Source organism: Desulfotomaculum sp. OF05-3, assembly GCF_003435535.1.
GTDB lineage: Bacteria > Bacillota > Clostridia > Lachnospirales > Lachnospiraceae > Pilosibacter > Pilosibacter fragilis.
This window is the reverse complement of sequence record NZ_QWGO01000068.1, coordinates 1-5154: the sequence shown is the minus strand read 5'-3', so window position 1 is coordinate 5154 and position 5154 is coordinate 1. Positions and strand designations below refer to the sequence as shown.

At 49.1% G+C, this 5154-nt stretch carries 2 protein-coding genes and 4 pseudogenes; 3 read left to right on the top strand and 3 right to left on the bottom strand.

What is annotated here, in order from left to right:
- Nucleotides 1-14 precede the first annotated feature (14 nt).
- Nucleotides 15-365: pseudogene (locus tag DXA87_RS17450) on the top strand (AAA family ATPase); the annotation flags it as partial.
- A 67-nt stretch (nucleotides 366-432) separates the two neighbouring features.
- Here DXA87_RS17450 and DXA87_RS17445 read toward each other — a convergent pair.
- Both DXA87_RS17445 and DXA87_RS17440 read right to left on the bottom strand, forming a co-directional pair.
- Nucleotides 433-1695 (bottom strand): annotated as a pseudogene (locus DXA87_RS17445) (RNA-binding domain-containing protein).
- Nucleotides 1696-1842: 147 nt separating this feature from the next.
- Nucleotides 1843-2019: pseudogene (locus tag DXA87_RS17440) on the bottom strand (relaxase); the annotation flags it as partial.
- Between the two features lie 282 nt (nucleotides 2020-2301).
- Between DXA87_RS17440 and DXA87_RS17435 the strand changes: the two are divergent.
- On the top strand, nucleotides 2302-2604 hold the full coding sequence (locus tag DXA87_RS17435; RefSeq protein ID WP_242994114.1) for a PBECR4 domain-containing protein: 303 nt from the start codon (nucleotides 2302-2304) through the stop codon (nucleotides 2602-2604).
- On the opposite strand, the gene DXA87_RS17430 is transcribed toward DXA87_RS17435, so the two are convergent.
- Nucleotides 2550-4133: a tetratricopeptide repeat protein gene (locus DXA87_RS17430; protein WP_117505553.1), complete on the bottom strand. Its 1584-nt coding sequence runs from the start codon at nucleotides 4131-4133 to the stop codon at nucleotides 2550-2552. The two genes, DXA87_RS17435 and DXA87_RS17430, sit on opposite strands and share 55 nt — an antisense overlap.
- A 152-nt stretch (nucleotides 4134-4285) precedes the next feature.
- On the opposite strand from DXA87_RS17430, the pseudogene DXA87_RS17425 reads away from it, so the two are divergent.
- Nucleotides 4286-5154, top strand: a pseudogene (locus DXA87_RS17425) (recombinase family protein); the annotation flags it as partial.

The window sequence follows — 5154 nt, the reverse complement described above, 5'->3', positions numbered from 1 at the left end:
ATGAGGTGAAGTCAATGAACACGCAAATCATCGCCGTTGCCAACCAGAAAGGGCGCTATGTGCCAGTGGCACATGTTCAGCGCCGACCGGAGCGGGAGCGGAGAAGCGTTGGCAAGACAACGACCTGTGCCAACTTGGGAATCGGGCTGGCGCAGGCCGGAAAGAAAGTCCTGCTGATCGACGAAGACCCGCAAGGCAGCCTGACGATCAGCTTAGGCAATCCCCAGCCGGACAAGCTGCCATTTACGCTGTCGGACGCTATGGGGCATATCCTGATGGATAAGCCGATTCATTCCGGCGAGGGTATCCTGCATCACCTGGAGGGAGTAGACTTGATGCCCGCCGACATTCAACTTTCCGGTATGTGAATATAATTTAGAATGAAAAGTAGCAGGACAATGGGAGATGAGACCCAATGCCCTGCTTCTCTGTTTATTCGGAACGAACTGTAATATATTTTTGTTTTCGACTGTTTGGCTTATCTGGAATAGTCATTTTAAGCTGGCCACTTGCCAGTAGAGGATTCAAATATTTTCTTGTAAAATAAGTGAGATTTCGATAACCAATAAACGAGCAAATTTCTTGTTTGCTTTTTTCTGTTATACAAAAATCCAAGACTGCGTGTAGGATGTCCTGTGATTTATCTTGATCACTAACTTGGTCACAATCTTGGTCACTGACTAAGTCTTTCTGACTAAGATGGTAATTCACATTTTTCAAAATGACTCTGAAATCTGTCGCTGTTGAGGAAAATTCGGGCTTATATGCCTCTGTGTATCCAGGCAGCTTTTCGGTTTCACTGACGATTTTGCGTAGGCCACTTCCACGGCGTTCCATGTACTTCATGCGGTGGAACAGGTCAGCAATCACAGGGTTTCGTCGCATGGAACGGATACTGTAAATATCGTATTCCTGACTACCCGATACTGTGCCTCTTTGACAAAACGGACTTTGGAATTATTGCGAATAAATTCACTGCCGCTTTTCAGTAGATAAATCAGATTCCCTTCGTATTCTTTAGCGTCCAGCGCATCATCAAAGATAGAGCCTTTTTCCAAGCCATTCCACCGGGTACAGAACATACGGGAGTTATAAACTGTGTGCTGATCGGTCATGAGCTTTCCGGCATTGGTCAAGACCCCATTTTTGTCAGTCAAACCGAAGGAGACATAATCGGATGGCTCAAAGCGGAGACCAGTCCGTTCCAGATAGGTTGCTTCCAGAAGTGTAAAGCTGTAATCCTTTTTTACCGCATCTGTTGTTAGGGTATTAAAGGACTGATTGCTTCCCTTTAAGATCAGTTCATTCACAATGTAATCCGGGGCAATTACGCTTTCATTTCCAACACGGATATATGCTTCCATCACGCCGTCTGCCTTGTAATAATATGGGGTGCTGCGGCCGGGAGAAACCTCCAGAGCTAATAGATTTTTACCATCTTCCTGTAATGGTTTTAAGATAAACTGAGGTAATGGTGTGATTCGTTCTTTGATTAAGCGGCTGATCGCTTCAGCATCCTTTTGAACATCGGACAAGCCGATAGGCTCCCGGTCATCGGAGACTCCGAAAAACAGAGTGCCGCCGATTCCATTGGAAAAGGCACTGACACTTTTTTAACCAGCTTTTTGGCTTTTTTGTTTCGAGAGCAACTTTGAAATCACATTCTGTTGCTTCAGCAATGAGCTGTTCTATCATAGAAATCCCTCCTTTGAGGTTGTAGAATGTTCTTTTTTATTATACCTAGCGGAGAAAGTTATTGCAACGATAGAAGCAAAGAGTTCAGCGAAAACAAAAATATTTATGAGAGGAGGTCCTTCTATTATGGTAATTACAAGAATCATGCCGCTTCGCCAGCAGAAACTCCGCATCGGCGGTCCGGCTGTCACAGCCATAGCCGGTAATCAGTTTTCTGTTGTCGGTCTTTTGCGGATTTGCCACATAATCAATAATATCGCTGATTGCCTGACTCTCAGTGCGCCCCTTGCCGATATGCAGGGGCATGATGCGTGTGGTTGCCATAGATGGAGCCTCCTTTCTCATAAGCAGAGAAGATATTTTCTGATTTTTCATGGGGATTGACATATTTTCTAAAGTTGCATATAATAATAGTACAAGGTAGGCAACGGCGTGTGTCTGCCAAAGCGTTGAAGCATAATAGCGTACCGGAATGCCTTGTTATGCAGAGCTTTCAGTAGGGGTTGTGCAGTAACCTCAAACCGGAGTAGGCTGCAAGCCGAAAGAAAATGCTCAAAGCCGCCTTGCATTGCAGGGCGGCTTTCTTTATGTGGACAGAGAGGTTTTATGGATAAATTACAAAAGTGTGCAAAAGCATTTGAAAATTTGTTGGAGATACAATATCGGATCATTATTGGCCGAAAGGGAAAAACCGTAGAGTTGGTGATTGGCTTCTCCAAACTGGACTTTCATCATTTGATGGGTCTTGGAAAACTGAAAGATTTGCGGATCGCAAAACAAAATCGCGGTTCTGTATTTGATGAAATCATAACCGGAATCATGACATTGCGCCGAAGCGTCCCTTTTTTCGTCCTTTATGATTCGTTTTCCGCAATGGTACGCCGCAAAAGATTCATTTCGGCTTCATAGCCGTAATCCTCTTTTTCGCTGCTCTCCTTTGCCAATTCCAACGCCTGACGGCATAGATCCAAACCGGCTTTCTTTTCCCTGCGGCCGCCGATACCCAAAAGCTTGCAGCGCGCCAAGCGCATTTTGCATTTCACACTGCCCAATTTCTCGCCAGTTTCATAGCAGCGGCGCGCTTCCTTTCCGTCCTGCGCAACGACGACGCCGTTTTCATAAAAACGCCCCAACGCCCACCAGGCGCTGTCGTCATTCCCATCGGCAGCTTTGCGGTAATGGGCATACGCCTCAGACAGCTTCCCTGCCTGCTCCAAATGCCATCCCATGTTGTAATCCGCCATGGCTTCACCCAGCTCCGCCGCGCGGCGATACCATTCCATGGCCGTTTCCAAATCCCGCGGCACGCCCCGTCCCATCGCATAACATTCGCCCAGGCTATTCATGGCAGCCGGGCGGTTCTGCTCTGCTGCTCGTTCGTACCAGCAAATTGCCTTTTTCATATCCTGTTCCACGCCTTCGCCGTGGTCGTAATGCCAGCCGAGACTATGCATGGCAGCAGCATTTCCGCCCTCGGCGGCAGCAGTATACCAACGGATCGCTTCCGTCATATCTTGCTTCACGCCCACGCCATTGCTGTAATTCCAGCCAAGGCAGAACATGCAGTGAACACTTCCTGCCTCAGCTCCCCGCCGGTACCAGTAAAGCGCCCTGTCTTCGTTCTGTTCCACGCCTTCGCCGCGCTCGTAGCAGTATGCCAGATTATTCATGGATTGCAAATCGCCGCACTCCGCACCTCTGCGATACCAGGAAAAGGCCTGCTCCCAACTCTGTTCCACGCCGCAGCCCTTTTCATAGCAGTATCCCAGATCCGTCATTGCCGTGCTCACGCCACTCTCTGCCGCCTCGCGGAACCAATGCACAGCATGCTCCCAGTTTTGCTCCACGCCGTCGCCGTATTCATAGCATACGCCCAGCCGGTACATACCTTCACCGTAGCGCTGATACGCCGCCGCGCGCACCCAGTGCACGGCCTCGGCAGCGTCGGCTTCCACGCCGATCCCGTCGTGGAAGGCGCGGGCGAGCAGCATCTGTCCGCGGGGCGAACCGTATTCCGCCGCCTTGCAGTATAACTCGGCAGCCTTTTCCGCATCCGGAGCCGTGCCAATGCCGTATTGATAGCACACGCCCAAGCAGCACACCGCATTCAGGCTCCCCATTTCCACCGCCTGCTGATAAAGCCAAAAAGCCTGAACCGGATCCGCCTCCACGCCGTTTCCCTGCTCCATGCAGATGCCCAGATTGCATACGCCCCATGCGCTGCCGAGATATGCAGCTTTCCGAAAACAATCCACCATGCGCTTTTTATCCGATGCCTCTGCATCCCAAAGGGTGTTGCCTAAAGCCGTCCAATCATCTCCGGTCATATCGGTCTCGTTGGCGCGCAGCAATTTCCGGCCGCACTGCGGGCAGCGCTCCGGCAGCTTTTCGCCTTCATCCCAATAATTACAGGTGTGATCCTCGCAGTGATAAATCATCGTTTCTAACTCCTTCCGCCTGCTGAAAAAAGCAGCGCGTTACACTATTTTCTATAGTATAACACGCTGCTTCAAAAAAGGAAAGACCGATCGGTCAGTCCTCGTTGCCGAAGAACTTATCGTGCACCACTTTGATGGCGCGGTTTGCATCGTCCTTGCAGAAGAAGTATCTGGAAGATTATGCAGTACAGCATGGATTTGATAATATTCAGCATTTCAGTGATGATGGATATTCAGGAACGAACTTCAACAGACCGGCATTCAATTCTCTGCTGACAGAGATTGAAGCTGGCAGGGTGGGAACAGTGATCGTCAAAGATATGTCCCGATTTGGCAGAAACTATCTGCAAGTAGGTTTCTATACTGAAATGATGTTTCCTAAGAAAAATGTCCGTTTTATTGCAGTCAATAACGGAGTTGACAGTGCCAATCCGGCAGATAATGATTTTACACCATTTCTGAATATCATGAATGAATACTACGCCAGAGACACCAGCCGTAAAATCCGTTCCACTTTCCAGTCCAAAGGCAAGTCCGGCAAGCACCTTACAGGCACGGTCATTTACGGCTATCTCTGGAACGAAGCCAGAGACCAATGGTTGGTTGACCCCGAAGCCGCCGAGATGGTCAAGCGCATCTTTGCCATGACGATTGACGGCTACGGTCCGTATCAGATCGCCAGCAAACTGAAATCGGAAAAGGTGCTTATTCCGTCTGCTTACCTTGCCCAACACGGCGAGGGCGTGAACAAAAACAAGACTTTCAAAGATGTGTACGGCTGGGGTTCTTCCACCATCTGCAACATTCTTGAAAAGCGTGAATATCTGGGACACACCATCAACTTCAAGACCCGAAAGCACTTCAAGGACAAGAAAAGCCATTATGTCCCGGAGGACGAATGGACGATTTTCGAGAATACCCATGAAGCTATCATTGACCAGCAGACCTTTGACCTTGTGCAGAAAATCCGTGGGAATGTCAGACGCTACCCGGACGGCTGGGGCGAAGCAGCTCCCCTCAC

Bases quoted from the DNA above. Each gene is read 5' to 3' on its own strand.
- DXA87_RS17430 (WP_117505553.1), bottom strand. From the start codon at position 4,133: ATGATTTATCACTGCGAGGATCACACCTGTAATTATTGGGATGAAGGC.
- DXA87_RS17435 (WP_242994114.1), top strand. From the start codon at position 2,302: ATGGATAAATTACAAAAGTGTGCAAAAGCATTTGAAAATTTGTTGGAG.